The sequence below is a fragment of the Kribbella sp. CA-294648 genome, from assembly GCF_050943845.1.
In the GTDB taxonomy this organism is placed as follows: Bacteria; Actinomycetota; Actinomycetes; order Propionibacteriales; family Kribbellaceae; genus Kribbella.
The window spans coordinates 836,922-860,801 of sequence record NZ_CP191981.1 but is presented as its reverse complement, the minus strand read 5'-3'; the positions used below and the strand labels follow the sequence as shown (position 1 = coordinate 860,801).

The 23,880-nt window shown below is 68.0% G+C and carries 29 protein-coding genes; 17 read left to right on the top strand and 12 right to left on the bottom strand.

Annotated elements, in window-relative coordinates; genetic code table 11:
- Positions 1 to 94 precede the first annotated feature (94 nt).
- Both ACQPYM_RS04150 and ACQPYM_RS04145 read right to left on the bottom strand, forming a co-directional pair.
- Entirely contained in the window at positions 95 to 649 is a 555-nt protein-coding gene (locus ACQPYM_RS04150) for an AAA family ATPase (RefSeq protein WP_433015023.1), read from the bottom strand.
- Positions 650 to 669: 20 nt separating this feature from the next.
- Positions 670 to 972, bottom strand: a complete 303-nt coding sequence (locus ACQPYM_RS04145; RefSeq protein WP_433015020.1) for a hypothetical protein — start codon at positions 970 to 972, stop codon at positions 670 to 672.
- Positions 973 to 1,145: 173 nt separating this feature from the next.
- Here ACQPYM_RS04145 and ACQPYM_RS04140 point away from each other — a divergent pair, with 173 nt between their 5' ends.
- Positions 1,146 to 2,165, top strand: a complete 1,020-nt coding sequence (locus ACQPYM_RS04140; RefSeq protein ID WP_433015017.1) for a zinc-dependent alcohol dehydrogenase family protein — start codon at positions 1,146 to 1,148, stop codon at positions 2,163 to 2,165.
- Here ACQPYM_RS04140 and ACQPYM_RS04135 read toward each other — a convergent pair.
- Positions 2,155 to 2,352: a hypothetical protein gene (locus ACQPYM_RS04135; protein WP_433015014.1), complete on the bottom strand. Its 198-nt coding sequence runs from the start codon at positions 2,350 to 2,352 to the stop codon at positions 2,155 to 2,157. The two genes, ACQPYM_RS04140 and ACQPYM_RS04135, sit on opposite strands and share 11 nt — an antisense overlap.
- On the opposite strand from ACQPYM_RS04135, the gene ACQPYM_RS04130 reads away from it, so the two are divergent.
- A complete protein-coding gene (locus tag ACQPYM_RS04130) occupies positions 2,336 to 2,686 on the top strand; it encodes a cyclophilin-like fold protein (protein ID WP_433015011.1) in 351 nt (116 codons plus the stop codon). The two genes, ACQPYM_RS04135 and ACQPYM_RS04130, sit on opposite strands and share 17 nt — an antisense overlap.
- Here ACQPYM_RS04130 and ACQPYM_RS04125 read toward each other — a convergent pair.
- The 3 genes from ACQPYM_RS04125 to ACQPYM_RS04115 all read right to left on the bottom strand — a co-directional run bounded on the left by ACQPYM_RS04125 (position 2,683) and on the right by ACQPYM_RS04115 (position 5,392).
- The gene (locus ACQPYM_RS04125; protein WP_433015008.1) at positions 2,683 to 3,846 is read right to left on the bottom strand and encodes a hypothetical protein; all 1,164 of its coding nucleotides are present in this window, start codon (positions 3,844 to 3,846) and stop codon (positions 2,683 to 2,685) included. The two genes, ACQPYM_RS04130 and ACQPYM_RS04125, sit on opposite strands and share 4 nt — an antisense overlap.
- A 174-nt stretch (positions 3,847 to 4,020) precedes the next feature.
- Complete coding sequence (locus tag ACQPYM_RS04120; RefSeq protein ID WP_433015005.1) at positions 4,021 to 4,401, bottom strand: hypothetical protein; 381 nt, start codon at positions 4,399 to 4,401, stop codon at positions 4,021 to 4,023.
- A gap of 58 nt (positions 4,402 to 4,459) precedes the next feature.
- Positions 4,460 to 5,392, bottom strand: coding sequence for a LysR family transcriptional regulator (locus ACQPYM_RS04115; protein WP_433015002.1), 933 nt, complete (start codon positions 5,390 to 5,392; stop codon positions 4,460 to 4,462).
- Positions 5,393 to 5,527: 135 nt separating this feature from the next.
- Here ACQPYM_RS04115 and ACQPYM_RS04110 point away from each other — a divergent pair, with 135 nt between their 5' ends.
- The 3 genes from ACQPYM_RS04110 (at position 5,528) to ACQPYM_RS04100 (ending at position 7,495) form a co-directional block, all read left to right on the top strand.
- Positions 5,528 to 6,235, top strand: coding sequence for an SDR family NAD(P)-dependent oxidoreductase (locus tag ACQPYM_RS04110; protein ID WP_433014999.1), 708 nt, complete (start codon positions 5,528 to 5,530; stop codon positions 6,233 to 6,235).
- Between the two features lie 27 nt (positions 6,236 to 6,262).
- Positions 6,263 to 6,622, top strand: coding sequence for a hypothetical protein (locus ACQPYM_RS04105; protein WP_433014996.1), 360 nt, complete (start codon positions 6,263 to 6,265; stop codon positions 6,620 to 6,622).
- Between the two features lie 75 nt (positions 6,623 to 6,697).
- Complete coding sequence (locus tag ACQPYM_RS04100) at positions 6,698 to 7,495, top strand: hypothetical protein (protein ID WP_433014993.1); 798 nt, start codon at positions 6,698 to 6,700, stop codon at positions 7,493 to 7,495.
- On the opposite strand, the gene ACQPYM_RS04095 is transcribed toward ACQPYM_RS04100, so the two are convergent.
- Positions 7,492 to 7,974 (bottom strand): MarR family winged helix-turn-helix transcriptional regulator, encoded by a 483-nt coding sequence (locus ACQPYM_RS04095; RefSeq protein WP_433014990.1) that lies wholly within the window; start codon positions 7,972 to 7,974, stop codon positions 7,492 to 7,494. The genes ACQPYM_RS04100 and ACQPYM_RS04095 overlap by 4 nt on opposite strands.
- A gap of 76 nt (positions 7,975 to 8,050) precedes the next feature.
- Here ACQPYM_RS04095 and ACQPYM_RS04090 point away from each other — a divergent pair, with 76 nt between their 5' ends.
- The gene (locus tag ACQPYM_RS04090) at positions 8,051 to 8,911 is read left to right on the top strand and encodes an LLM class flavin-dependent oxidoreductase (protein WP_433014987.1); all 861 of its coding nucleotides are present in this window, start codon (positions 8,051 to 8,053) and stop codon (positions 8,909 to 8,911) included.
- A 22-nt stretch (positions 8,912 to 8,933) separates the two neighbouring features.
- Here the strand turns inward: ACQPYM_RS04090 and ACQPYM_RS04085 are convergent, their stop codons facing one another.
- Positions 8,934 to 9,341, bottom strand: coding sequence for a VOC family protein (locus ACQPYM_RS04085; RefSeq protein ID WP_433014984.1), 408 nt, complete (start codon positions 9,339 to 9,341; stop codon positions 8,934 to 8,936).
- A gap of 103 nt (positions 9,342 to 9,444) precedes the next feature.
- Here ACQPYM_RS04085 and ACQPYM_RS04080 point away from each other — a divergent pair, with 103 nt between their 5' ends.
- A complete protein-coding gene (locus ACQPYM_RS04080; RefSeq protein WP_433014981.1) occupies positions 9,445 to 9,951 on the top strand; it encodes a tetratricopeptide repeat protein in 507 nt (168 codons plus the stop codon).
- A 43-nt stretch (positions 9,952 to 9,994) separates the two neighbouring features.
- On the opposite strand, the gene ACQPYM_RS04075 is transcribed toward ACQPYM_RS04080, so the two are convergent.
- Positions 9,995 to 10,450: a rhodanese-like domain-containing protein gene (locus ACQPYM_RS04075; RefSeq protein WP_433014978.1), complete on the bottom strand. Its 456-nt coding sequence runs from the start codon at positions 10,448 to 10,450 to the stop codon at positions 9,995 to 9,997.
- Positions 10,451 to 10,680: 230 nt separating this feature from the next.
- Here ACQPYM_RS04075 and ACQPYM_RS04070 point away from each other — a divergent pair, with 230 nt between their 5' ends.
- The 3 genes from ACQPYM_RS04070 to ACQPYM_RS04060 are packed head-to-tail and all read left to right on the top strand — an operon-like array spanning position 10,681 to position 13,254.
- Positions 10,681 to 11,379 (top strand): GAF and ANTAR domain-containing protein, encoded by a 699-nt coding sequence (locus ACQPYM_RS04070; RefSeq protein ID WP_433014975.1) that lies wholly within the window; start codon positions 10,681 to 10,683, stop codon positions 11,377 to 11,379.
- 46 nt (positions 11,380 to 11,425) lie between these two features.
- Positions 11,426 to 12,577 carry an ROK family protein gene (locus ACQPYM_RS04065; protein ID WP_433014972.1) on the top strand — a complete coding sequence of 384 codons (1,152 nt, stop codon included), beginning with the start codon at positions 11,426 to 11,428 and terminating at the stop codon, positions 12,575 to 12,577.
- 32 nt (positions 12,578 to 12,609) lie between these two features.
- Entirely contained in the window at positions 12,610 to 13,254 is a 645-nt protein-coding gene (locus tag ACQPYM_RS04060; protein WP_433014969.1) for a GNAT family N-acetyltransferase, read from the top strand.
- Here ACQPYM_RS04060 and ACQPYM_RS04055 read toward each other — a convergent pair.
- Positions 13,242 to 13,715, bottom strand: a complete 474-nt coding sequence (locus ACQPYM_RS04055; RefSeq protein WP_433014966.1) for a carboxymuconolactone decarboxylase family protein — start codon at positions 13,713 to 13,715, stop codon at positions 13,242 to 13,244. The genes ACQPYM_RS04060 and ACQPYM_RS04055 overlap by 13 nt on opposite strands.
- Before the next feature lie 94 nt (positions 13,716 to 13,809).
- Positions 13,810 to 14,364, bottom strand: coding sequence for a CGNR zinc finger domain-containing protein (locus ACQPYM_RS04050; RefSeq protein WP_433014963.1), 555 nt, complete (start codon positions 14,362 to 14,364; stop codon positions 13,810 to 13,812).
- A 64-nt stretch (positions 14,365 to 14,428) separates the two neighbouring features.
- Here ACQPYM_RS04050 and ACQPYM_RS04045 point away from each other — a divergent pair, with 64 nt between their 5' ends.
- The 7 genes from ACQPYM_RS04045 (at position 14,429) to fdhD (ending at position 23,035) form a co-directional block, all read left to right on the top strand.
- Positions 14,429 to 15,184, top strand: coding sequence for a class I SAM-dependent methyltransferase (locus tag ACQPYM_RS04045; protein ID WP_433014960.1), 756 nt, complete (start codon positions 14,429 to 14,431; stop codon positions 15,182 to 15,184).
- Positions 15,185 to 15,843: 659 nt separating this feature from the next.
- Positions 15,844 to 16,371, top strand: a complete 528-nt coding sequence (locus tag ACQPYM_RS04040; protein WP_433014957.1) for an NAD(P)H-dependent oxidoreductase subunit E — start codon at positions 15,844 to 15,846, stop codon at positions 16,369 to 16,371.
- Positions 16,368 to 17,918, top strand: a complete 1,551-nt coding sequence (locus ACQPYM_RS04035; protein ID WP_433014954.1) for a formate dehydrogenase beta subunit — start codon at positions 16,368 to 16,370, stop codon at positions 17,916 to 17,918. The genes ACQPYM_RS04040 and ACQPYM_RS04035 overlap by 4 nt, the downstream gene beginning before the upstream one ends.
- The gene (gene fdhF, locus ACQPYM_RS04030) at positions 17,915 to 20,728 is read left to right on the top strand and encodes a formate dehydrogenase subunit alpha (RefSeq protein WP_433014951.1); all 2,814 of its coding nucleotides are present in this window, start codon (positions 17,915 to 17,917) and stop codon (positions 20,726 to 20,728) included. The genes ACQPYM_RS04035 and fdhF overlap by 4 nt, the downstream gene beginning before the upstream one ends.
- Complete coding sequence (locus ACQPYM_RS04025; protein ID WP_433014947.1) at positions 20,725 to 20,952, top strand: formate dehydrogenase subunit delta; 228 nt, start codon at positions 20,725 to 20,727, stop codon at positions 20,950 to 20,952. Before fdhF ends, ACQPYM_RS04025 begins: the two co-directional genes overlap by 4 nt.
- Positions 20,949 to 22,166, top strand: a complete 1,218-nt coding sequence (locus tag ACQPYM_RS04020) for a molybdopterin molybdotransferase MoeA (protein WP_433014944.1) — start codon at positions 20,949 to 20,951, stop codon at positions 22,164 to 22,166. The genes ACQPYM_RS04025 and ACQPYM_RS04020 overlap by 4 nt, the downstream gene beginning before the upstream one ends.
- Positions 22,154 to 23,035 (top strand): formate dehydrogenase accessory sulfurtransferase FdhD, encoded by an 882-nt coding sequence (fdhD, locus tag ACQPYM_RS04015; RefSeq protein WP_433014941.1) that lies wholly within the window; start codon positions 22,154 to 22,156, stop codon positions 23,033 to 23,035. Before ACQPYM_RS04020 ends, fdhD begins: the two co-directional genes overlap by 13 nt.
- On the opposite strand, the gene ACQPYM_RS04010 is transcribed toward fdhD, so the two are convergent.
- Complete coding sequence (locus ACQPYM_RS04010) at positions 22,980 to 23,876, bottom strand: tachylectin-related carbohydrate-binding protein (RefSeq protein ID WP_433014938.1); 897 nt, start codon at positions 23,874 to 23,876, stop codon at positions 22,980 to 22,982. The two genes, fdhD and ACQPYM_RS04010, sit on opposite strands and share 56 nt — an antisense overlap.
- Positions 23,877 to 23,880: the final 4 nt, after the last annotated feature.

Sequence of the window (23,880 nt, the reverse complement as noted above, 5' to 3'; positions counted from 1 at the left end):
GCCACGGTCTTCCGGGCCGTCCGCCCCCTGGTACCCCGAGACGCTCACCGCAACCACTGAAAACCCTTACCAGGCGGTACTGCGGCGCGCGCGATCAGTCGAGATGGACAGCCGACTCAAACCTCGCCCTGACGGGCGGATCGCAGAAGTCGATCTCAGTCATCAGGCGGGTCACGATCTGCTCCTTGGTTTCGCTTTCCGTGATGATCAATTCGTCAACGAAATCAAGGAGATCGCGAGGCCGGTACCACTCACGCAACTTCTCCGGTCCCACGGACATCGACGGCTTGGAGCGATGGCGACGCTGCGTCTCCGCCAGCGATACGTCGAAGTAGTACAACTTGGTCGGCCCCTCGTGATCGGCCACGAGCCGCCGCAGCATCTCGCCGTACCGCTCCGCCCCGAAGATTCCCTCGACGATCACGTGATAGCCGGCATCGAGCGCGTACCGCACGGTCACCTCGATCAACCCGACATTCGGCAGCCCCGGCCGATCATGCTCCCGCAGTACCGTGCGCCGCAGATAGTCCTGCTCCACCCACGCCACCCCCCGCCCCAACCGCCCCCGCAACAACTGCGCCACCGTCGACTTCCCCGAAGCAGAATTCCCCCGAAGCACCACCAACCGAGTCTCCGCACTACCCACCATGCCGAGACGATAGCCGAGCTCTAAGTGGTGGTCGGGGGTGTGTTGTACTCCTCGTCGGTTACTGGGGCGAGCCAATGGACGAGGGGGTGGGTGGGGTCGGATTCGTTGAGGGCTAGGTGGGTCATCAGGCGGGTGGGGGTGGCGCCGTGCCAGTGTTCTTCGTTGGGTTCGAAGAGGACTCGGTCGCCGGGGCGGATGACCTCGATGGGGCCGCCGCGGCGTTGGCAGAGGCCGATGCCTTCGGTGACGAAGATGTAGACGTCGCCGGTGAACCAGTCGGCCCGGCCCTTGACGGTGTCGATGGAGCTGCGGGTGATCTGCATGGGGTCCTCGGGTGTGGTTGTCGGGGTAGTTGCGCCCGGCTACGACAGTAGTCCGCGGCGAACCGGTGAAAGGTGCCCTGTTGGTACACCTTTCGAGAGGGACTTCTTGCGCGGCATCGTGCCGAGTTCACTGGGTTGGTGAGCCCTTTCGACGACACCAGGAGGAGCGCGGGATGCGCCAGGTAGTGATGCACGGTCCGGGGGACGTACGAGTCGAGGACCGCGAGGAGCCGAGGATTCTCGCCGCGACCGACGCGATCATCCGGCTGTCGGCGACGTGCATCTGCGGGAGCGACCTGTGGCCGTACCGCGGCGCCGAGCCGGTCGACCATCAGGTGATGGGTCATGAGTACGTCGGCGTGGTCGAGGAGGTCGGCGCGGATGTTCGGACCGTGAAAGTCGGTGACTTCGTCGTCGGCTCGTTCTGGGCATCGGACAACACCTGCGAGATCTGCCAGGCCGGCTACCAGGCGTACTGCGTGCATCGCGTCCTGATGGGGACTATCGGTACCCAGTCGGAGCGCGCCCGGATCCCCTTGGCCGATGGCACTCTCGTCGCCACTCCGGGAATGCCCGAACCCGACCTGATCCCGTCGTTGATGGCTGCCTCGGATGTACTGGGTACCGGGTGGTTCGCCGCCGTCGCGGCCGAGGCTGGTCCGGGCAAGACGGTGGCGGTGGTTGGTGACGGCGCTGTCGGGCTGCTGGGGATCCTGGCCGCCAAGCAACTCGGCGCCGAGCGGATCATCGCGTTCAGTCGGCACGCCGATCGCCAGGCTCTGGCCAAGGAGTTCGGTGCCACCGACATCGTCGAGGAGCGTGGCGACGACGGGGTGGCGCGGGTCAAGGAGCTCACCGAAGGGCTCGGAGCCCACTCGGTCATCGAGGCGGTCGGTACGCAGGAAGCCATGATGCAGGCCATCCGCTCCACCAGGCCGGGCGGGCACGTCGGGTTCGTCGGCGTTTCGCATGACGTGGCGATCCCGGGTGATGAGCTGTTCATGGCCGGGGTCCACATCCACGGCGGTCCGGCTCCGGTTCGGCAGTATCTGCCTGAGCTCGTCCAACTTATCTGGGATCGAAAGATTGACCCGGGCAAGGTTTTCGACCTCACCCTCCCGTTGGAGCGCGCCGCCGAGGGCTACCAGGCGATGAACGAACGCACCGCCGTCAAGGTCCTCCTCACACCATGATCTGGAAACTGGTGGCGTGTCTCGCGTTGACCCTGACCGCTTGCGGGCCAGAGGCAACAACCGCGGAGCCGGAGGCAACGACTATGGGGCCGACAGCAACAACTGGCCCGACCTCAACGCGCAACATGCCCGAGCCGACACCGACGGCGAGCACCGCCCAGGAGACCACGATGAGGATCCAGCTCACCATCGGCACCCAGCGCTTTCAGGCGACTCTCGACGACAGCGCCGCCGCGCGCGACCTGATCGCCCAGCTACCACTCACCATCCGGATGACCGACCACAATTCGGTGGAGAAGACAGGACCGCTGCCGGCCCCCTTGTCCCTCGACGGCCAGCCACCCGGCGCGGACCCCGCCGTCGGCGACATCGGCTACTACGCCCCCGGCAACGACCTGGTCCTGTACTACGGCAACCAGTCCTACTACGACGGCATTGTCGTAGTAGGACGGTTGCAGGGTGACGCCGCTCAGCGCATCGCAGACCTCGACGGCACCGTCGAAGTACTGATCCAGCCCTAGCTCTCCACCGCTACCAGAAGTTCCTGCAGCGATGCGCGGGTCATCGGCCGGTTGAGGATATCGAGGGTGCCGCGTTCGGCGGTGTCCGACTGGTCTGCATCAGCGGGGTCGATCGCTTCGCAGATCGTGTTGTACATCCAGTTGAGCCAGCCGCTGATCGCTACCGCGAAGGACGAGAGGTCGAGCTCGGGCCAACGACCAGCGGACTCGGTATAGCCGGCGCGGAAGGCCGTCACGGCCTGCGGGTTGAGGCTAGGTCGCAACGCCCAATGGGTGAGGGCGTAGCCGACCTCCTGCGCGGGAGTGAGTGAGCCGGTGAAGTCCCATTCGGTGATGACGAGTTCGTTGTTGTGGCCGATGCGGACATGTTCGGGGATGACATTGCTGTTGCAGAGAATGAGATCGGCGGGGTCGACCTCGAGCTCGATCCGGCGGAGATCGGCCCACACGGGAAGCGCTGCGGCGAGCTGCGAACCCCATGGCTTGCCTGCCACCCGGGCTCGATGGAGCAGCTTTTCCCAGTCCCCGCTGGACTTTCGCGTGGTCAGGTACCAGCTGATCGGCGTCTCGCTCGGCAGGGCGAGCGAATGCAGCAGTCCGTACGCCGTGCCGATGCCTCGAGCGACGACCGATGGGGTGGGGAGGACCGGCGCCGGGCCGACCTCGATCCATTCGTGGACTCGCCAGCTTTGGTCGTGCACGGTTTCGATCAGGTGCCCCCGCGGACTGCGTACAGGAGTCGGTGCGACGACACCGGCGGCGGCCGCCGCATCCCGGAGCCGGGCGCCGAGTTCGGCCTGCTCGTTGGTGATCCAGGCGTAGACGGTGACGGCCAGCCAACGACCGCGGTCGGTGGTGATCGACCAGCAACGGCCCATGGGCGTGAACGAAACTGGCGAGGCCGGAGCCGTCACGACACCAAGACCGAAGGCTTCAGCCAGCGCTTCGGCGAGCCCATCAGGAGCGACCGGTACTGCGCCCGCGCGGCGCTCCACCTCGGTCTTCAGCTCGGCCCAGTCCCGCATCCCGTACTCCGTTGCGAGCGCCCGCTGCGCATCGGCAAGAGATGCCGAAGGGCTGGATTCGCGGAGTGCGGCGAGCAGGTCTTTGGCCTCTTGGCGAAGAAACCCAAGGCTCGGTTTGTCAGGCAGGAATCTCACTGCGCGTCCTTTCGCACCCAGACTCGCACGGGCCGCAAGGAGGCACAGGTGCCCTGACCAGTGAAAACGAACAGAGGTGGCTTCCAGCCTTCCGGCGAGTCTCGACGCAGCCCCAACCACGCACCCCAGACGCTAGCCGACCGAACACAAGGCGGTCAACGGACAGCGGAACTCTCAACGGGTGGCGGGGGCGGGGTGGCGCTTGGTGAGGAGCGCGATGCCCCAGCCGGCCAGGTATGCCGTGGCCAGGAGAAGCGCCTCGAGGATGAAGCCGCGGAGGGAGGAGGCGCCGTGGGAAGAGGCGAATGCCGTGGCGAAGAATTCGAGGAGGTTGTCGGGCATGGCATCACAGGCGTTGCGGAAGGTGCAGTCGTAGGCCTGCTGCTGCATGACCTGCGAACGAACGTAGTAATTGGCGCCCAAGGCCACCAATCCGACGCCCTCCGCGACGTGTCCCGCGAAGACGTGGTGTTTGTAGCCGTCGTGCACGAGAAATGATCCGATTCCCATCGCGCCGATTGCCACGACCGTCGCCACCAACGCAAAGGTTTCCATAGCCGCCCTCCCCATTCCAGATCATCCGCCCGGCCACGCGAGCTGGCAATGAGCTGTCCTATCGATAGGGGTCGTCGGCGGGGAGCCAGCAGGTTGTGAGGTTGGCGCAGAGGGGTGGGACGTCGTGGGTTAGGGCTTCGATGGTTGCGTGGACTGCTGTGCGGGGGTCGGAGCGGCGGGAGATGAGGGACCAGGTCCAGTACGGCGCTGGGTCGGTCACCGGGCGTTCGGTGACGTCTGGTGGGAGCGGGGTCGTGGTGCGTTTCGGGTTGTTGAGGACCGGGCGGCGGAGGCGGCGTACGTGTTCGTAGAAGGCTGGGCCGGTCAGGCCGCCGTCGTCGATGTACTCGAGTCGCGCCCCGGTCGCCTGCGCGAACTCCTCCGCGTAGGCGTTCCACGACGACCAGGTCGCGAGGTCGGCATCGACCAGTACGACGACGTCCTTCGCCCGCACCGGCGAGTCGCCCGAGGAGCCGGACGAGCCGGACGAGCCGGACGACACGGCGTACAGGCGGTCCGCGCCGATGAAGCGGGCCTCCAGGTCGAGTTCGGCGAGCGAGTTGGCTGAGCTCCAGGCGATGGCCAGGTCGATGCTCCCATCGGCGACGCGGGCGGCCTGCGTGTGTGACGGCATCACCCAAGCGTCGATCCGGAGTTGCGCGATGCCCGAGACGCGCGTGATCAGGTCGGGTGGATGCCAGCTGACGTAGCCGAGGCGGACCGGTTCGGCTTTCGAGAGACCGGCGGCCGAGCGGCGGAGCTCGTCGGCCTGTTGGAGGAGGTCGCGGGCCGGCGCCAGCAGCGCTTCACCGGAGGCGGTCAGGGTGACCGACCGACGGTCGCGATCGAACAGGCGGATGCCGAGGTCGCGTTCGAGCGCCTTGATCTGCTGCGACAGCGACGGGCCGGCGATGTGCAGGCTGGCGGCCGCGCGGCCGAAGTTGAGTTCCTCCGCGACCGCGACGAAGTACCGGAGCTGCCGCAGTTCCATCTGCCGATGGTAGGCGCTGCCTCTCAGCAGGGAGACAACAAGTCGTGGAGAACGCCTCCGCGCCGCGCCACCATCGAGGCAACGGAGAACGATCGCTCTCCCGGATCGCAGAGAACGCAGAGAAAGAGCCAGACAGTGAACACACAGAAAGTCGCAGTCGTCACCGGCGCCTCCCAGGGCATCGGCGCCGGGCTGGTCACCGCCTACCGCAAGCTCGGGTACGCCGTGGTGGCGAACTCCCGAACCATCCAGCCCTCCGACGACCCGTTCGTCCTGGCCGTCCCCGGCGACATCGCGACCCCTGGGACCGGCGAGCGGATCATCGAGCAGGGACTGGAAGCCTTCGGCCGGATCGACACGCTGGTGAACAACGCCGGCGTGTTCGTCGCGAAGCCGTTCACCGAGTACACCGACGAGGACTTCGACCTGGTCACCGGGGTGAACCTGCGGGGCTTCTTCGAGGTCACCCGGCGCGCGGTCGAGGCGATGCTCGGCCAGGGCGGCGGGCACATCGTCAACGTGTCGACCGCGCTGGTCGAGCACGCCAACACCAACGTCCCGTCGGCGCTCGCCTCACTCACCAAAGGCGGCCTGAACGCCGTCACCAAGTCGCTGGCGGTCGAGTACGCCGCCCGCGGCATCCGCGTCAACACCGTTGCCCTCGGCATCATCAACACCCCGATGCACCCGGAGGAGACGCACGCGGCGCTCGCCGGCCTGCACCCGGTCGGCCGGATCGGTGACGTCTCCGACGTCGTCGGCGCGGTCACCTACCTCGAGGACTCCCCCTTCGTCACCGGCGTCATCCTCCCCATCGACGGCGGCCAGTCCGCCGGTCACTAGTGGCACTAACACCAAGGAGCTCCACCCATGAGCACCACCAGCATTCTGCAAACGGTTCTCGACCAGTGGAAGGCCGGCGTCGACACGCACGATCCGGCCGCGGTCGCGAAGGTCTTCACCGACGACGCGATCTTCCAGGGCCTGCGCCCGTACAGCATCGGTCCGGTAGGCGTAGCGCAGTACTACGAAGCGCAACCGCTGGGGCTGAAGGCCGACTACGACATCCTCGAAGCGCGGCAGCTCACCGACGAGCTCGTCCTCGGCTACCTCAAGGTCGCCTTCTCCTTCGTCGAGCGGCCGACGCTGGAGGTCTACCTCAGCATCATCGCCCGTCGCGCCGGGGCCGACTGGCGCATCGACCACTACCAGGTCTCCAAGCTCACCTGAGTTCCCCCGCAGGGGTGAGCAGGTTCCGTCTGAGGCGTGATGGCCGCACGGCTCACGGAGTACAGGCTGGTGGATATGAGCGAGCGAAATGGACGGGTGCGCCTGCTGGTCGGTTGGGGCGCGGTGGCAGCCTGCGTGCCGTACCTGACCTTGAAGCTTGCCTGGCTAACCGGGAGCGGCGTCGGAACAACGGGTTCCGGCGCCGGGATGATGGCCGACCCGAAGTATGTCGTCGGCAACCTTCTGACCATGGGCATGGATCTGGTGGCCGTCGTGGTCGCGCTGGCGTTCACCTATCGATGGGGCCAGCGGCTACCGAGCTGGCTGGTGCTCGGTCCGATCTGGATCGGCACCGGCCTGCTCGCTCCGATCGCCCTCGGCCTGCCACTGGGGATGGTGGTGCAGGGATTCGCCGGTGGGTCAGCCACCGCAGCAGACAACGCGCTCGATGATTGGGTCTACGGCATCGTGTACGGCGGGTTCACCGTCCAGGCGATCCTGCTGGTGACAGCGTTCGTGCTGTACGCCCGCACCCGCTGGCCGCACGTGTTTCGCCTGCGCATCAAGGATTTCCAGGGTCCCTCGCCGATCCAACAGCGGGCAATCGTCGGGGCGGCTGTCGTCGCCTCTGTGTACGGCGCACTGAGTCTGGTCTGGGCGTTCGCCAGCGGCGGTCGCCATGCAGCGGTGGAGACCGCAGCACAGCAGACCTTCTGGGTGACCCAGGCCGCACTGAGCTTCGCCGGAGCCGTCGGTCTGCTGGCACTGGCGTACCGCTGGGGCCGCGGACGGCTGCTTCTACCCCTGACGGCCGCCTGGCTGGGCACAGGCGTCGTCTTCGCCTCCGGCCTGTACGCCGCCCTGGCGCTCTAAGGCGTCTCACCCGGCAGCCGGTCGAGGACCTTCTCGGCAATGTTGCCCAGCGCAAACAATTCCTCGCGGGACAGCAGGTCGACGAAGTGCCGGCGGACCGAAGCGACGTGATCGGGCGCCGCCTGCTCGATAGTGCGCAGACCGAGCGCAGTCAGTACTACGTCCGCGCCCCGCCCGTCGTCCGGGCTGTCGGTGCGGGCGACCAGGCCGCGCTCCTCCATCCGGCCGATGTGCCGGGAGAGCCGGCTCTTCGACCACAGCATCCGGTCGGCGAGACCGTTGAGGCGGCGGCGATGGTCGGGTTCCGCGGACAGGGCGGACAGCACGTCGTAGTCGGCCATCGACAGGTTCGCGTCGCGACTGAGGTCCCGGGCGATCTCAGCGTCCAGCAGCAGCCGCATCCGGCGATAGCCGATCCAGGCGCGAAACTCCTCGTCGTCCAACCAGTGCGGCTCAGGCAGCAGCTCGTCGTTGGGCATGGCGACCACAGTAGTTGACATGTAATCGAAGTGACTCCTAGGGTCAAGGTTTACATGTAAACGAAAAGAGGATTCCATGACGCGGCTTTCGTTCGGACTGGGCATCTCACCGAGCGCCGGGACCGGCTCCGATCCGGTCGGGCTGGCTCGACAGGCGGAGGAGCTGGGTTTCGACTTCGTGAGCACCTCCGACCACCCGAGCGGCACCGGACCGACGTACGAGACCTGGACGTTGCTGACCTGGCTGGCCGCGGCGACCTCGCGGATCCGGATCGCGCCGCGGGTGCTCGGGGTGCCCTACCGACCGCCGGCCATGGTCGCGAAGATGGCCGAGACGCTCGACCGGATCTCCGGCGGGCGGCTCATCCTGGGACTCGGCGGCGGGTACTCCGATCACGAGTTCCGCGGTTTCGGGCTGCCCGTGCCGACGCCTCGCGAGAAGGTCGACGGGCTGGAAGACGCCATCCGGATCGCCCGGGGACTGTGGTCGCAGGAATCGTTCAGCTATGCGGGCAGGCGGTTCCACACCGACGCCGCCGAGCTGGCGCCCAAGCCGGACCGCCCCATCCCGATCTGGCTGGGCACCTTCGGCGATCGCGCGCTGGCGCTCACCGGGCGCGAGGCGGACGGCTGGATCCCGTCGCTCGGCTCGGCGCCACCCGAGCAGGCGGTCGTGATGCGCGACAAGATCCGTGCCGCCGCCGACCGGGCCGGCCGGGACCCCGACAGCATCACGTACGCCTACCACGTGCAGGTCGAGCTGGACCGCGACGTCGCCGACCAGTCGGTGGTCAGCGGCTCCGCCGACCAGGTCGCCACCCGGCTGGCCGGCTTCACCAAACTGGGCTTCACCGCACTGAGCCTCACGACCACCAGCCCAGAATCGATCGACCGCCTGGCCACGGAGATCATCCCCGCCGTCCGCGCCCTGGCCTGACCGCCATGACTGCAGGTGCGGCCTACTTTGCGATCTCCCAGATGTGACCGGCCGGGTCGGCGAAGGCCGCGGTACGGATGCCCCACGGCCGGTCCAGCGGGCCGTTCAGGAACTTGACGCCGCGACCCGTCAGTTCGGCGTACAGGGCATCGACATCGGCGACCGGGACGGTGAGCTGGAACCGTCGGCCCGCGTCAGCGCCCCCGACCGGCGCCGGTCCGATCAGGCCAGGCGCCTCGCTCACCGAGAGCAGGTTCACCATCAGCTCGCCGAACTTGTAGACCGCCGACGCGTCATCCTCGTACGCCGCCGGCAACCCGAACGCTTCCTCGTAGAACCGCTTGCACTCCGCGAGTTCCTCCACGAACAACGTGATCGCACTGACTCCCTCCGCCCAGCCACCCCGCGCCGCACCCGTCGTCTCACCCATCACCGTCTCCTCTCGATCGACCTGACGATCGCCACGTCGGAGTGGCCGGGACAGCCTCGACATTTCGGACCACCCTGGTCTGCGAGCCCGGCATGATGGAGCGGTGACTGGAGACCTGACGCCGGAACTGGCCGCGACGATCGCTGAGGCGTTCAACCGGCGCGACCGCGAGAACATGCAGCCGACGATCGACTTCTTCGAGGACCTGCTGACCAAGCACCCGGGCAACCCGTACGTGCTCTACGAGGTCGGCGGCGCCTACGACACCGACGGCCAGGAGGAGAAGGCGCTCCCGTACTACGAACAGGCCCTGCCCAGGCTGACCGGAGACACCAGGCGGCGCTGCCTGCTGCAGTACGGGAGCACGTTGCGCATCCTCGAGCGCTTCGACGAGTCGCTGGAGGTCTTCAAGGCGGCGAGCAAGGAGTTCCCGGAGTCGGACTCGCTCCGGGTCTTCAAATCCCTCACGCTGCACGACGCCGGCCGGCCGAGCAAGGCGCTCGCAACCCTCCTGCTGCTGATCGCCGATCGCCTCGACACCCCAGAGCTCAAACGCTACGAGGCGGCCATCCGAGGCAACGCCGACCACCTCGCCAACCTCGAGCCCTAACCCGGGGCATCCAGCCGAAAGTCCGGCGGCTGAGCGGGCGGCATTAGCAGGCGCAAGCGATGCCGGTTGGCGCGGTCAGCGGGTCGGAGGCCCGGCGGGTGATGCCCTCGGCGGTCTCCACCGGAAGGCCTTCCCGGGTCCAGTACTCCATCCCGCCGATCATCTCCTTGACCGGATAGCCCAGCTTGGCGAACTCCAGCGCCGCCCGAGTCCCACCGTTACACCCGGGCCCCCAGCAGTACGTCACCACCGGCGTCCCAGCCGGTACTACGGCCGCGGCGCGCTCGGCGATCTCCCTGGTCGGCAGGTGGATCGCGCCCGGCACGTGTCCTTGGTCCCAGCTCTCCTGGCTCCGGCTGTCGATCAGCACCCAACCGGTCACGCCGGCGCGGATGTCCGCCGCCACGTCCGACGGGTCCGTCTCGAACCTGAGCTTCCCGGCGAAGTGCGCCACCGCGTCACCCTGCGCCGCCGCCAATCCCTGCAGTACCACCGACATCTCGAACTCCCCTTCGGCCAACCCTGTGCGGACACCCCAAGCCTCGGGCCACACCCTCCACTCCCACCAGTGGCAGAAATGACCTAGTTCAACTAATTACTGCCACATCTCTTCCCGGACAACAATTCGGGGTCCGGCTAACACTTCGGGCGGGCGAGGCTGCATGATGTGCGCGGAAGGTTCACTCCAGCCACGGGGTGCCCTGACGATGACTCATGTCTGGAGCCCGGATGGCTGACTTCGACATCGCCGCGCCCACGTCGGCGGACGCGTTCGCGCGGCTGGCCATCGAGCTGCACGATGCCCCAGGCGTCGAGGAGACGGTCGACGCCGTCGTCCAGTTCGCACTCCAGGCCCTGAACTGCATGTACGCCGGACTCGCGCTCTACACCCGCGGCTCGCGGCCGGAGATCGCGGCGGTCACCGATCCGGTGGTCTCCGACGTGTACGGCCTGCAGATCGACTCGGGCAACGGACCGCTGATGGTCGCGTTGCGGGAGCGCAGTACGGTCCTGATCCGGGACACCACCCACGACGACCGCTGGCCGGTGTGGGCGGCGAAGGTGGCCGGCCTCGGCGTCCGGAGCGTGCTCGACGTACCGCTCACCACCGGCGACCGGGCCACGGTCGGCGTCCTCGGCCTGTACTCCGCCGACCCGGACGCGTTCGGCCTGGACGACGAGGCGATCGCGCAGATCCTCGCCCGGCACGCCTCGGTGGCGGTCGCGTCGGCGCGGCACGAGGAGACCATGGAGCAGGCGGTCGACGCCCGCAAACTGGTCGGCCAGGCGATGGGCATCCTGATGGAGCGCTTCGACCTCGACGGCGACCGGGCCTTCGCCATCCTGAAGCGCTACTCCCAGGACACCAACACGAAGCTCCGCGACGTCGCCCAGCAACTCATCGACACCCGCAAACTGCCGCACTGAGCAGAGCAGCACGGGACGGTAGGTTTACCGGGTGGGTGGGACTGCGGTGACTACGGGGGCTTGGCGGCCGTTGAGCGGGCCGTCGCAGCGGGTTGCGCTGGAGATCCTGCTGGACGGGCCGTTGTCCCGCGCCGAACTGGCCCGGCGGGTGGAGTTGTCCGCCGGCAGCCTGACCCGGCTGACCAAGCCGATGCTGGAGTCGGGCCTGCTGGTCGAAGTACCGGGCGAGGTCGGTGACCCCAAGGTGGGCCGGCCGTCGCAACCGCTCGACGTGATTCCGACCTCGCACCACTTCGTCGGCGTGAAGCTGACCGGCGACACGGCGCTCGCGGTCCTGACCACGCTCCGGGCCGAGGTGATCGCGACCGCGGAACGGCCCCTCACCGACCACACTCCCGAAGCGGTCGCCGACGTGGTGGTCGAACTGGCCCGCTCGCTCAGCGACGGCCGGCCCCCGATCACCGGGCTCGGCATCAGTCTGGGCGGCCACGTCGACGACTCCGGCGACGTACCGCGGGGCGACTTCCTCGACTGGCGCGACGTACCGTTCGGCCGGCTGGTCGCCGAGCGGACCGATGCCCAGGTCGTCGTCGCGAACGACGTCATCGCGGTGACCGAGGCGATCCACTGGTTCGGGGCGGGTCGCGGGATCAGCCGGTTCGTCCTGCTGACCATCGGAGCGGGCGTTGGCTACGGCCTCGTCGTTCACGACAAGCTGGTCGACACCGGCGAGGCCGGGCTCGGCCTGGTCGGTCACTACCAAGTCGATCCCGCGGGCCCGGTGTGCGACCGCGGCCATCACGGCTGCGCGAGCGTCATGCTCACCACCGACGCCATCACCGGTCAGCTCAGCGCGGCCCTCGGCCGGCAGATCGGGTACGACGAATGTCTCGCCCTGGCCGAGAACGGTGATCCCGACGCCCGTCGCGTGGTCGGCAGGGCGGGACGTGCGCTGGGCAGGTTGATCGCGGCGGCGAGCAACTTCACCATGCCCGAGGCCGTCGTGCTCGGCGGCGAGGGAGTCCAGCTCGCGACCGTGGCCCAGGACGAACTGCAGGCCGGGCTCCAGGCCGACCGGCACCCGTCAGCCGCCCCGCCGCCGATCATCCTGGAAGACCCGTCCTTCACCCAGTGGGCCCGCGGCGCCGCCGTGATCGCCATCCAGACCTTCGTCCTCGGCCGCGACTCTCGTAACTGACTATCTCGCTATAAACAGTTACACTGGTCGGCATGGATGAGCTGGTACGCCGCTGGCAGCACGGCTGGGGACTGTGTCGAGGACTGCCCGCGGCCGAGGAGCGCGATGGCGTCCTGGACGTGAAGCTGGGACTCCCGGGGCGCGACCACGAACTCTTCACGCTGACCGACCGGACCGATCTGGTCAGCGCGCACGCCGCCGAGGTCGCACGCGCAACCGAGCCGACGTGGTTGACCGTGACGACGCACCGGCGGGACGCGACGGCCGCAGTACTGGAGGGCGCCGGGCTGAGACTGTTCGCCGAGCCGAGTCTGCTGATGTCGACCGACCTGGAGAAGCATCCCCTCGCGGCCGCGCCAGCGGAGTACAGCGTGCAGGTTTGGAGCGACGGACCTTTGGAATACGTCAGGTTGATTGATGCCGAGGGCAACGTTACGGCGCAAGGGATGGTGGCGGTCGCCGGCGGGGATGCGGTGATGCATGACATCCACACCGACCCGGCTCACCGCCGCAGAGGGTTGGGCAGTGTCGTAATGGCGGAACTCAGTCGGCGTGCCGTCGACCGCGGTGCCGCCGCCGGGTTGCTGATGGCAACGACCGACGGCGGACACCTTTACACGAAGCTCGGCTGGTCGACAGAAGCGCCGATGCTGACGGCAACGAGTCAGCCGAACTGACCGGCCACGTAGTCACCGGCCGGCTGGCGGGTGATGACGTTCAGCCGGTTGAAGCTGTTGATCAACGCGATCTGCGAGACGAGCGCGAACAGCTGCTCCTCGTCGTAGTGCTTGGCGGCGTTCGCCCAGACCTCGTCCGAGACGCCTCCGCCGGCATCCGCGATGCGGGTGCCCTCTTCCGCCAGCTCCAGCGCGGCCCTCTCGGCCTCGGTGAAGCAGGTGGCCTCACGCCACGCGGCGACCATGTTGAGCCGCTGCTGCGACTCCCCCGCCGCGAGAGCGTCCTTGATGTGCATATCGGTGCAGAAACCGCAGCCGTTGATCTGGCTGGCCCGCAGGTTCACCAGCTCGAGCGTCGCGCCGGGTACCGACGAAGAGTGGACCACGCGGACCGCGGAGACGAGGTGCTTGACGAGCTTGTCTGCGATCGGGCTGCCGAACATGGCCAAACGGGCATCCATGGCTGGACTCCTCTGTCGTGGTGTGTTGTTGTCTACATCCCTTACGACAAAGCAGCCCCGCGAACTGTGACGTCCGTGGAAGTGACGTACGTCTCTACCCGCGTGAGCGGAACGCGGCGACCTTCGTCCGGTTCTGGCAGGCGGTCGAGCAGAACCGCTGCGTGTGGTTCCGGGTCGCGTCCAGGAACAGGTTGTCGCACCGCTCGGCTCCGCACCGGCGCAGCAGCTCCAGCTCCGAGCTGCCCAGCAACATCGCCGCCGCCGTCGCGAACTCGGCCAGCCATCTCGTCGCGAGCGACACCTCCGGCCTGGCGAAATGCAGATGCCACGGTTTTCCCTCGTACTGCGTAAGGCGCGGTGCCGCCCGAGTCGCCTCCAGCAGCTCATTGAGCTCACGAGCGCTGGCGTCCACCGAGCCATCGGCGAGCAACCCCAACGCGGAGTACAAGTGCGCACCGCCGGCCGCGAACTCGGTCAACGCCGACTCGTCCACCGGCGGCTCGAGATTGGTGGTCAGCCGCAGTACGGCCTGTACTGCGTCCGTGTCGCCGGGAGCCTGCAACCGTCCGCGACTCCACTCGGCGCCGAAGCGATTGGCGAGCGCGATCGCCGCAACGAGCGAGTCCTTCAGATGACTGGTCGCGTCCACCGGCCTGAGCCTAGTGCTCGGAAACCCGCGGGACACCGGGGCGGTGTCGTGTCAGGATGCCGGTATGTCGCGCGCCCTGAGCTTCGGAGTTGTGGCGGAAGCCTACGAGCGGTTCCGCCCGGGGTACTCCGAGGAGCTTCTCGACGTGGTGATGACGTACGCCGGTCGGCCGGTCCGGACCGCGCTCGAGATCGGCGCCGGGACCGGCAAGGCGACCCGCCTGTTCGCTCAGCGGGTGGACAGCGTGACCGCGACCGAGCCTGACGCCGGCATGCTCGCCGAGTTGCGCAAGCACGTGCCGGCCAACGTGCAGAGCAGGCAGGCCGCGTTCGAAGACCTGGACTTTGGCGAGAAGTACGGGCTGGTCTATGCGGCGGCGGCCCTGCACTGGACGAACCCTGATGGCCGGTGGTCGCGGATGGCCGCGCTGCTGGAGTCCGGTGGAGTGTTCGCCTCTTTCGGCGGGCCGTTCCACCTGGCCGACCCGGCCGTGGCGGAAGCTGCTCACGCGGCCAGGGCGCCGTTCCTGGACAGCGACGACATTCCCTCGCCGGATGGAACGCCTCCGGATCAGGCGATGCAGTGGCCGGGGACGGAGCTTGAACAGTCCGAGTGGTTCACCGACGTCCGGCAGGTGGAGATCGAGCGGCGCCTGACGATGAGTGCGGACGACTATGTCGGTCACCTCACGACGGTCTCGGCCTACCTGGTGCTGCCGTGGTCGGAGCAGGAGCAGGTGTTCAGCCAGATCAGGCGGGTGCTGCCCGAGACTGTCGACCTGATCGCCGACCTCACCGTGCATCTCGCCCGTCGTCGCTAGTGTTGCGTCTAGCAACGTTTTGCGGGTGGGTACGACAGCAGCTGGATCCGCAGCCAGGGCCCCCGACCCGGCCAGGCGCGCTGCCGGGCCCGCGAGCAGCGAGCCGGTCAACCGGCGACGACGCCGTCGTGAACCGGCCGCGGCCCCCGAAACCCACGGATCCCCACCGCATCAATCCCGCCCTGGACGACCCACCGCTGAACGTGGCGAGTCTCGCGAGCGATCCAGATTGATGGACTGAAGCTCCGTTCTACCCACGCCCCCCGGGGCGGGCCTGCCGGCGACCTTGTGCGTGACCTGAGCGTTCCACCGTGCTCCGGACGCTCAGCCCGTGCACAAAGCCGGCTTAGGGCCGGACCCGGCCGGGCCCGACCCTCCCCGAACCGTCGACTGCCCGCTTCCACCGATCCGGGGAGAATCTTCTCCCCACACCGGTAGCACGATCCACCCCAAGTCCGGCGAAAATCCTCCCCGAACCAGTCCAGGCGATCTGCCACCCTCCACCCAACCGCAGAACCTGACCTCCAGCAGACACCAGCCAACCTGATTACCTCCCCAATGTTGCTAGACGAGGCGCTAGGTCGTTGATAGAAGCGGGCTATCACGTCATAGGCAGGTTTGCTTTGACCCCCGACTAATACGCCGGGACAGTCGTGAGTATGACGACTGAGTTCAATACCTTCCCCGCCCCACCACCCCAGTCGGTCATGCCACCCGCCCCCGTCCCGGTTCCCGGGCGTGCCGACCGTGTGCGTGCGATCGCGACCGAGTTGCGCGGTCTGCGCGGCGCCTTGATGCCGATCGTCCATGCGGTGCAGGAAGAACTCGGTCACGTCGATCAGACCGACATCCCGGTGATCGCCGACGTCCTCAACCTGTCGGTCGCCGAGGTCCACGGCGTCGTCACCTTCTACCGTGACTTCCGGCGCGAACCGGCGGGGCGCACCACCGTCCGGATCTGCCAGGCCGAAGCTTGTCGCTCGGTCGGCGCAGTGGAGCTCGCCGCCCATGCGAAGCGGCGTACCGGGGTGGGGTTCGGGGAGACCACGTACGACGGGAGGCTGACCGTCGACGAGGTGTTCTGTCTCGGCAACTGCGCGCTCGGCCCGGCGGTCCAGGTCGGCGACAAGCTGCACGGCCGGGTCACGCCGGCCCGGCTCGATGCGCTCCTCGGGGAGGCACGATGAGGGTCTTCGTACCCCGCGACGCCGCGGCGCGGTCGGTGGGCGCGGACGAGGTCGCCGAGCGGATCGCCGCGGCGGCTGCCGCCGCTGGCCGCGAGATCGAGGTGGTCCGCAATGGGTCTCGCGGGATGCTTTGGCTGGAGCCACTCGTCGAGGTGGAGACCCCCGAAGGGCGGGTCGGCTACGGACCGGTCGCTCCGGAAGACGTCGATGGCCTGATTGCAGCGGGCATGCTCGACGGTTCCGCGCCAGAAATTGCTGTGGTGCCGGCCGGCGGTGCGGCGCTTGGGCTGGTGGAAGAGCTGCCCTGGATGAAGCGCCAGCAGCGGCTGACCTTCGCCCGGGTCGGTGTCATCGATCCTCGCTCGGCTGACGAGCACGCGGAACACCAAGGAAACAAGGGGCTTCAGGCCGCGCTGGCCATGTCACCGGCGGATGTGGTCGAGGAAGTGGTCAACTCGGGTCTGCGTGGTCGCGGGGGTGCCGGCTTCCCGACCGGGATCAAGTGGCGCACCGTGCTCGGTGCCGAGTCCGACCTTAAGTTCGTCTGCTGCAACGCCGACGAGGGCGACTCGGGCACGTTCGCCGACCGGATGCTGATCGAGGGTGACCCGTTCACGCTGATCGAGGGCATGACGATCGCGGCGTACGCGGTCGGCGCCACCGAAGGCTACGTGTACCTGCGGTCGGAGTACCCGGACGCGATCGAAACCCTGAACGCGGCGATCCGGACGGCCCGCGACCGCGGCTGGCTCGGCGCGAACATCCTCGGCTCGGGTCTCAACTTCGACTTGCACGTCCGAGTTGGCGCGGGTGCTTACATCTGCGGCGAAGAGACTTCAATGCTGGAAAGCCTCGAAGGCAAGCGCGGGATGGTCCGGGCGAAGCCGCCGATCCCTGCGCTGGAAGGGCTTTTCGGCCGCCCGACAGTCGTCAACAATGTGTTGTCGTTGGCAACGATCCCGACCATCCTGGCGAACGGTGCGACGACCTACGCGGCGTACGGGACCGGCCGGTCGCTGGGGACGAACGTCTTCCAGCTCGGCGGCAAAGTGGCCCGCGGCGGCATCGTGGAGACCGCGTTCGGCATCACCCTCGGCGAGCTCGTCAACGATCTCGGTGGTGGTACCGCATCGCGGCTGCCGGTGCGCGCAGTCCAGGTCGGTGGACCGCTGGGCGCTTATCTGCCGGTCGAGCAGTTCGACCTGCCGATGGACTACGAGGCCTTCGCGGCCGCCGGGGCGATGGTCGGGCACGGCGGCATCGTGGTGTTCGACGAGACCGTCGACATGTCCGCGATGGCCCGGTTCGCCTTCGAGTTCTGCGCGGAGGAGTCCTGCGGCAAGTGCACGCCGTGCCGGGTCGGCGCGGTCCGCGGGGTCGAGACGATCGACCGGATCCGGCGCGGTGAGGACCGCCGGCAGAACCTCGTCCTGCTCGACGACCTGTGCGACCTGATGACCGACGGCTCGCTCTGCGCGATGGGCGGGCTCACCCCGCTGCCCGTCCGCAGCGCGGTACGCCACTTCGGAGAGGACTTCACCGCATGACCCTGCTCAAGGAACCTGACTTCGGTACGCCGGCCCGCGAGGGCGCGGCCACTGTCGAGCTGACCATCGACGGGGTGAACGTCGCCGTCCCACCCGGTACTTCGGTGATGCGCGCGGCCAAGCAGGCCGGCCTGGAGATCCCCAAGCTCTGCGCGACGGACAGTCTGGAAGCGTTCGGCTCGTGCCGGCTCTGCATCGTCGAGATCGACGGCGCCCGCGGTACGCCGGCCTCCTGTACGACGCCCGTCGCGCCCGGCATGGTCGTGCGCACCCAGAACGAGAAGCTGGGCAAGCTGCGCCGCGGCGTGATGGAGCTCTACATCTCCGATCACCCGCTCGACTGCCTGACCTGCTCGGCCAACGGCGACTGCGAGTTGCAGGACATGGCCGGGGTGACCGGACTGCGCGAAGTACGGTACGGCTCGGGTGTGGACGCCGGCGCCAATCACCTCGACGCCCCGACCGACACCTCCAACCCGTACTTCGACTTCGACGCCTCCAAGTGCATCGCGTGCTCCCGGTGCGTCCGCGCGTGCGACGAAGTACAGGGCACGCTGGCGCTCACGATCGAAGGCCGCGGTTTCGACTCCAAGGTCGCTGCGGGCGCGGGTGTCTCCTTCATGGAATCGGACTGCGTCTCGTGCGGCGCCTGTGTGCAGGCCTGCCCGACCGCAACCCTGCAAGAGAAGTCCGTCATCGAACTCGGCATGCCGACCCGCTCCGTCATCACCACCTGCGCGTACTGCGGGGTCGGGTGCTCCTTCAAGGCGGAGCTGCGCGGCGACGAGCTGGTCCGGATGGTGCCGTACAAGGACGGTGGCGCGAACGAGGGCCACTCGTGCGTGAAGGGCCGGTTCGCGTTCGGCTACGCGAGTCATCCGGATCGGGTGCTGGAGCCGATGGTGCGGGACGCGATCACGGATCCGTGGCGAAAGGTCTCCTGGGACGAAGCGATCGGCTTCACGGCGCGGCGGTTGCGCGAGATCCAGGCTGCTTATGGTCAGGGATCGATCGGTGCGATCACTTCGTCGCGGACGACGAACGAAGAGGTGTACGCGGTACAGAAGATGGTCCGGGCGGTGTTCGGCAACAACAACGTCGACACCTGTGCGCGGGTCTGCCACTCGCCCACCGGGTACGGGCTGAAGCAGACCTTCGGCGAGTCGGCCGGCACCCAGGACTTCAAGTCGGTCGAGAAGGCGGACGTCATCCTGGTGATCGGTGCCAACCCGACCGACGGGCACCCGGTGTTCGCATCGCGGATGAAGAAGCGGTTGCGGCAGGGCGCCAAGTTGATCGTGGTCGACCCGCGCCGGATCGACCTGGTCCGCTCGCCGCACATCGAGGCTGCCCACCACCTGCAGCTGGCGCCCGGTACGAATGTTGCCGTGATCAACGCGATCTCCCATGTCGTCGTCACCGAAGGGCTGGTCGACCGGGCCTTCGTCGCGGAGCGGTGCGAGGACTTCGAGCAGTGGGAGACGTTCATCGCGCAGCCGGAGCACAGCCCGGAAGCCGTTGCCTCGATCACCGGTGTCGACCCGGACGAGTTGCGCGCGGCGGCCCGGTTGTACGCCACCGGCGGCAACGGCGCGATCTACTACGGTCTCGGCGTCACCGAGCACAGCCAGGGCTCGACCACCGTGATGGGGATGGCGAACCTCGCGATGGCGACCGGCAACATCGGCCGCCGCGGCGTCGGGGTGAACCCGCTGCGTGGACAGAACAACGTGCAGGGTTCGTGCGACATGGGTTCCTTCCCGCACGAGCTTCCGGGGTACCGGCATGTGTCGGACGACGGTGCTCGCGACGTCTACGAGCAGCTCTGGGGTACGCCGATCCTGAACGAGCCGGGGCTGCGCATCCCCAACATGTTCGACTCCGCGATCGACGGGTCGTTCAAGGCGCTGTTCGTGCAGGGTGAGGACATCGCGCAGTCCGACCCGAACACCGCGCATGTGTTCGCCGCACTTGGCGCGCTCGACCTGCTCGTCGTACAGGACCTGTTCGAGAACGAGACGGCCAAGTGGGCGCACGTGTTGCTGCCCGGCACGTCGTTCCTGGAGAAGGACGGCACGTTCACCAACGCGGAGCGGCGGATCAACCGGGTCCGGCCGGTGATGGCGCCGCAGACCGGAAAGCAGGAGTGGCAGATCGTCTGCGAGATCGCGCAGGCGATGGGCTACCCGATGCACTACGACTCGGCCTCGCAGATCATGGACGAGATCGCGCTGACCACGCCGACCTTCATGGGGGTGTCGTTCAAGAAGCTCGACGAGGTCGGCTCGCTGCAGTGGCCGTGCAACCTGGAGAACCCGGACGGCACGCCGATCATGCACGAGGCCGAGTTCACCCGGGGCAAGGGACGGTTCATGGAGACCGTCTACGTCCCGACCACCGAGCGGTCGACGCGCAAGTACCCGCTGATTCTGACGACCGGGCGCATCCTTTCGCAGTACAACGTCGGGGCACAGACCCGGCGTACTGCGAACGTGGCGTGGCATCCCGAGGACATCCTCGAGTTGCATCCGCACGACGCGGAGGTGCGTGGCATCGAGGACGGCTCGATGGTCGCGCTGTCGAGCCGGGTCGGACGGACGACGCTGCGCGCGAAACTGGCGGACCGGATGCCGGTCGGGGTCTGCTACACGACGTTCCACCACCCGGTGACGGGCGCGAACGTGATCACCACCGAGAACTCGGACTGGGCCACCAACTGCCCGGAGTACAAGGTCACCGCAGTACAGGTCGACCTCCTGGTGGAACCGGTCAGCAGCACTGCCGAGCGCGAGACGGTGCCGGCATCGTGAGCGCTACGATGGTCCCACCGCATGTGCGGTTGGCGAACGAGATCGCGCGGCAGTTCGAGCACAAGGCACCGGCTGACGCGGCGACGGCGATCGCGAACCACATCAAGGCCGTCTGGGATCCGCGGATGAAGCGGGCCCTGGTCGCCGCCGTGGACGCGGGGGCTGACGAGCTCGATCCGGTGGCTGTCCTGGCCGCGAACCAAGTTCGAGCGACATTGACGTGACACAGGTAGAAGACGAGGTAGTCCTGGCTGTCCGACGGCATGCTGCGGCGGAGGTGCCGTGGGATGCTGCCCGGGAGCGGGCCTACGCGGCGGCTACACCGCTGCCGCCGCGACGGCTTCCGCTGGCCGACTCGATCGGTTGCGTGCTGGCGACAGCACTCGTCTCACCTGTTGCTGTGCCGCCTGTGGATCGCTCTGCCATGGACGGGTACGCCGTGCGCGGGGCCGGCCCGTGGGTTGTGGTCGGGGCCGTGCTGGCTGGGTCCGGACTTGCTGAACCGCTGCGTGACGGGCAGGCGTACGCGATCGTCACGGGTGCGGCCGTTCCTGCCGGTACTACGGCCGTACTCCCCGACGAGCACGCCACTCGTGCCGGCGAGAAGGTCGGCGGCTCGATCGAGGTCGGTCGTCACATCAGACGAGCAGGCGAGGAATGCGCCGCCGGTGAACTCCTCTTACCTGCAGGCACTCTCATCACCCCCCAGCTCATCGGCCTGGCCGCCACCCTCGGCCTGAACCGCCTGGCAGTGACCCCCAAACCCCGCGTCCTGGCCCTGATCACCGGCGACGAACTAACCCACCACGGCCCCTCGTCCCCCGGCCGAACCCGAGACGCCATCGGCCCGATGCTCCCCACCCTGATCACCAGCTCCGGGGCAGTCGAGGCGGCCGTTCAGCAGTTGCCGGATTCACGGGAGGCTTTGGTCGGCGCTCTGGTGAGTGCTGACGCCGAGGTGATTCTGGTGTCCGGGTCGTCTGCCTCGGGACCTGCTGACCATCTCCGGAGTGTGCTGGCGGAGCTGGGGGCTGAGTTGATAGTTGATGGCGTTGCCTGTCGGCCCGGGCATCCGCAGGCTCTGGCGCGGTTCCCCGACGGGCGGCTCGTGGTTGGTTTGCCGGGCAATCCGCTGGCTGCGTTGACGGCCGTCCTGACGCTCGGCGTCGCGGTCATTCGCCGGCTGCGGGGTGAGCGGCTCGACGTACTCCCAGTGGCGCCAGTGCCCGGCGGGCTGGCGTGCCACCCGCGGAGTACCCGGCTCGTACCGGTCCGGGTCGGCCCGCACGGCGCAGTACCGGTCGGGCATGGGGGCTCGGCGATGTTGCGGGGTGCTGCCGAGGCGGATGCGTTCGCCGTGCTGGATCCCGGTCCGGCAGAAGCCATCGCGGCCAGGTTGTTGCCACTCGATCCGGGGGTGCGGCCGTGGGGCGTCTGATCGCGCGCAAGAAGGTGATCCGCCTCAGCCCTGATGGCGAGCGGACCCGCCCGGACTCCATCGCCGTCGAGGAACCACTGGAGCTCCGCGTCGACGGCAAGCCGCTCGCCGTCACCATGCGGACTCCCGGTCACGACGTGGAGCTCGCCCATGGCTTCCTGCACACAGAAGGCGTCATCGGCTCGCCCGACGACGTCCGCGACGCCCGGTACTGCGATTCCCGCGACGACGAGGGCAGGAACACCTACAACGTGCTCGACCTCGGCCTGGCTCCCGGCGTACCGGCGCCGGAGGTAGGTGTCGAGCGCAACTTCTACACCACCTCGTCCTGCGGGGTGTGCGGCAAGGCGTCGCTGGACGCAGTACGGCTGAAGTCGCGACACTCACCCGCGGGCGACCCGATGCAGGTGTCGCTCGAAGTACTCGCCGGCCTGCCCGATGCGCTGCGCGAGCAGCAGGAGGTCTTCGACCGTACGGGCGGTCTGCACGCAGCCGGGCTGTTCACCGCCACCGGCGAACTGCTGGTGGTGCGGGAAGACGTCGGCCGGCACAACGCCGTCGACAAGGTGATCGGCTGGGCCTTGCTCGGCGGCTTGATCCCTGCGCGAGGCTGCATCCTTGTCGTCTCCGGCCGAACGTCGTTCGAGCTGGCCCAGAAGGCAGTAATGGCCGGCATTCCCGTACTGGGCGCCGTCTCCGCCCCTTCATCGCTGGCCGTCGAACTAGCCGACGAGTGTGGCCTCACCCTCGCCGGCTTCATCCGCAACGGCTCCCTGAACGTCTACGCCCACCCCCACCGCATCACCGTCTCCGCTACTGGCCGTAAGCCTTCGCAGTCCAGCCAAGCGAGCCCAGTGAGCCGCCCTTGATGTCCGTGCCGACGCCGTCCGTCTTCAGTGCGTCGAAGTACACGGAGGCCTTGCCCGTGGCGGTGATGGCGAGCAGCGGGCGGCCGTTGGGGTGCGCGTCGCAGTAGCCGGTGCTGAGACTGGTGAACCCGGCCCAGCCGCTCGCCCGTAGTACCTTCGAGCTGATTCTTGTCGGGGTGGCCCGGTTGATCCGCCACTCCTTCAGCTCCCCGTTGGCCTTGGTACCGATCAGCACGTCCACGGCGGCAGTGCCCGTTCCGCCGCTGCGCTCGTAGACCAGGGTCTTGACCCCGTCCCAGCCGGACCCGGCAAGCTTCACGGGCCGCGAAAGCGTGAACACGCCGTTCACGTAGGACTCTGTGGAGCGGTAAAGCGAAGTGCCGGCCACGTGGTACAGGTACGGCGAGGCCGTCGCCAGGATGCGAGCACCGGCGTACCCGACCCCGATGTGGCTGGCACTCATCGACTTGATGCGCCAGGTGCCGTCGACCAGCTCGCCCACCCGGCTCACCTTGAAGAGGCGATCGTGGCCCGCGCGAGCGGCGTACTCGGTGCTCCGGAAAGTGGTGTCGTCACCGGAGCCACCAATCTGCTGATGTGCCGTCGGCACCCAGCCGAGGTTGTCGTTGGCATAGGCGTTGGTGCTGGTCTTCCCGGCGGAGTACACGTAGGTGAGTCGTTGTCCGTCGGAGCGGTAGGCCGCGGTGGAGACCCGGCAGTCCGCAGGAACGTCGCTGAGCGCCGCGGCCGACGGCCGGGCGGTCACGAGGACTCCTGTCACGACAAGACCGGTCGCGACAACGCTCAGCGCCGCCGCGGTCGCCACTATGGATTTACGCATGATC

Bases quoted from the DNA above. Each gene is read 5' to 3' on its own strand.
- ACQPYM_RS04150 (WP_433015023.1), bottom strand. From the start codon at position 649: ATGGTGGGTAGTGCGGAGACTCGGTTGGTGGTGCTTCGGGGGAATTCT.
- ACQPYM_RS04145 (WP_433015020.1), bottom strand. From the start codon at position 972: ATGCAGATCACCCGCAGCTCCATCGACACCGTCAAGGGCCGGGCCGAC.
- ACQPYM_RS04140 (WP_433015017.1), top strand. From the start codon at position 1,146: ATGCGCCAGGTAGTGATGCACGGTCCGGGGGACGTACGAGTCGAGGAC.
- ACQPYM_RS04130 (WP_433015011.1), top strand. From the start codon at position 2,336: ATGAGGATCCAGCTCACCATCGGCACCCAGCGCTTTCAGGCGACTCTC.
- ACQPYM_RS04120 (WP_433015005.1), bottom strand. From the start codon at position 4,401: ATGGAAACCTTTGCGTTGGTGGCGACGGTCGTGGCAATCGGCGCGATG.
- ACQPYM_RS04115 (WP_433015002.1), bottom strand. From the start codon at position 5,392: ATGGAACTGCGGCAGCTCCGGTACTTCGTCGCGGTCGCGGAGGAACTC.
- ACQPYM_RS04105 (WP_433014996.1), top strand. From the start codon at position 6,263: ATGAGCACCACCAGCATTCTGCAAACGGTTCTCGACCAGTGGAAGGCC.
- ACQPYM_RS04100 (WP_433014993.1), top strand. From the start codon at position 6,698: ATGAGCGAGCGAAATGGACGGGTGCGCCTGCTGGTCGGTTGGGGCGCG.
- ACQPYM_RS04095 (WP_433014990.1), bottom strand. From the start codon at position 7,974: ATGCCCAACGACGAGCTGCTGCCTGAGCCGCACTGGTTGGACGACGAG.
- ACQPYM_RS04090 (WP_433014987.1), top strand. From the start codon at position 8,051: ATGACGCGGCTTTCGTTCGGACTGGGCATCTCACCGAGCGCCGGGACC.
- ACQPYM_RS04085 (WP_433014984.1), bottom strand. From the start codon at position 9,341: ATGGGTGAGACGACGGGTGCGGCGCGGGGTGGCTGGGCGGAGGGAGTC.
- ACQPYM_RS04075 (WP_433014978.1), bottom strand. From the start codon at position 10,450: ATGTCGGTGGTACTGCAGGGATTGGCGGCGGCGCAGGGTGACGCGGTG.
- ACQPYM_RS04070 (WP_433014975.1), top strand. From the start codon at position 10,681: ATGGCTGACTTCGACATCGCCGCGCCCACGTCGGCGGACGCGTTCGCG.
- ACQPYM_RS04060 (WP_433014969.1), top strand. From the start codon at position 12,610: ATGGATGAGCTGGTACGCCGCTGGCAGCACGGCTGGGGACTGTGTCGA.
- ACQPYM_RS04055 (WP_433014966.1), bottom strand. From the start codon at position 13,715: ATGGATGCCCGTTTGGCCATGTTCGGCAGCCCGATCGCAGACAAGCTC.
- ACQPYM_RS04045 (WP_433014960.1), top strand. From the start codon at position 14,429: ATGTCGCGCGCCCTGAGCTTCGGAGTTGTGGCGGAAGCCTACGAGCGG.
- ACQPYM_RS04040 (WP_433014957.1), top strand. From the start codon at position 15,844: ATGACGACTGAGTTCAATACCTTCCCCGCCCCACCACCCCAGTCGGTC.
- ACQPYM_RS04035 (WP_433014954.1), top strand. From the start codon at position 16,368: ATGAGGGTCTTCGTACCCCGCGACGCCGCGGCGCGGTCGGTGGGCGCG.
- fdhF (WP_433014951.1), top strand. From the start codon at position 17,915: ATGACCCTGCTCAAGGAACCTGACTTCGGTACGCCGGCCCGCGAGGGC.
- ACQPYM_RS04010 (WP_433014938.1), bottom strand. From the start codon at position 23,876: ATGCGTAAATCCATAGTGGCGACCGCGGCGGCGCTGAGCGTTGTCGCG.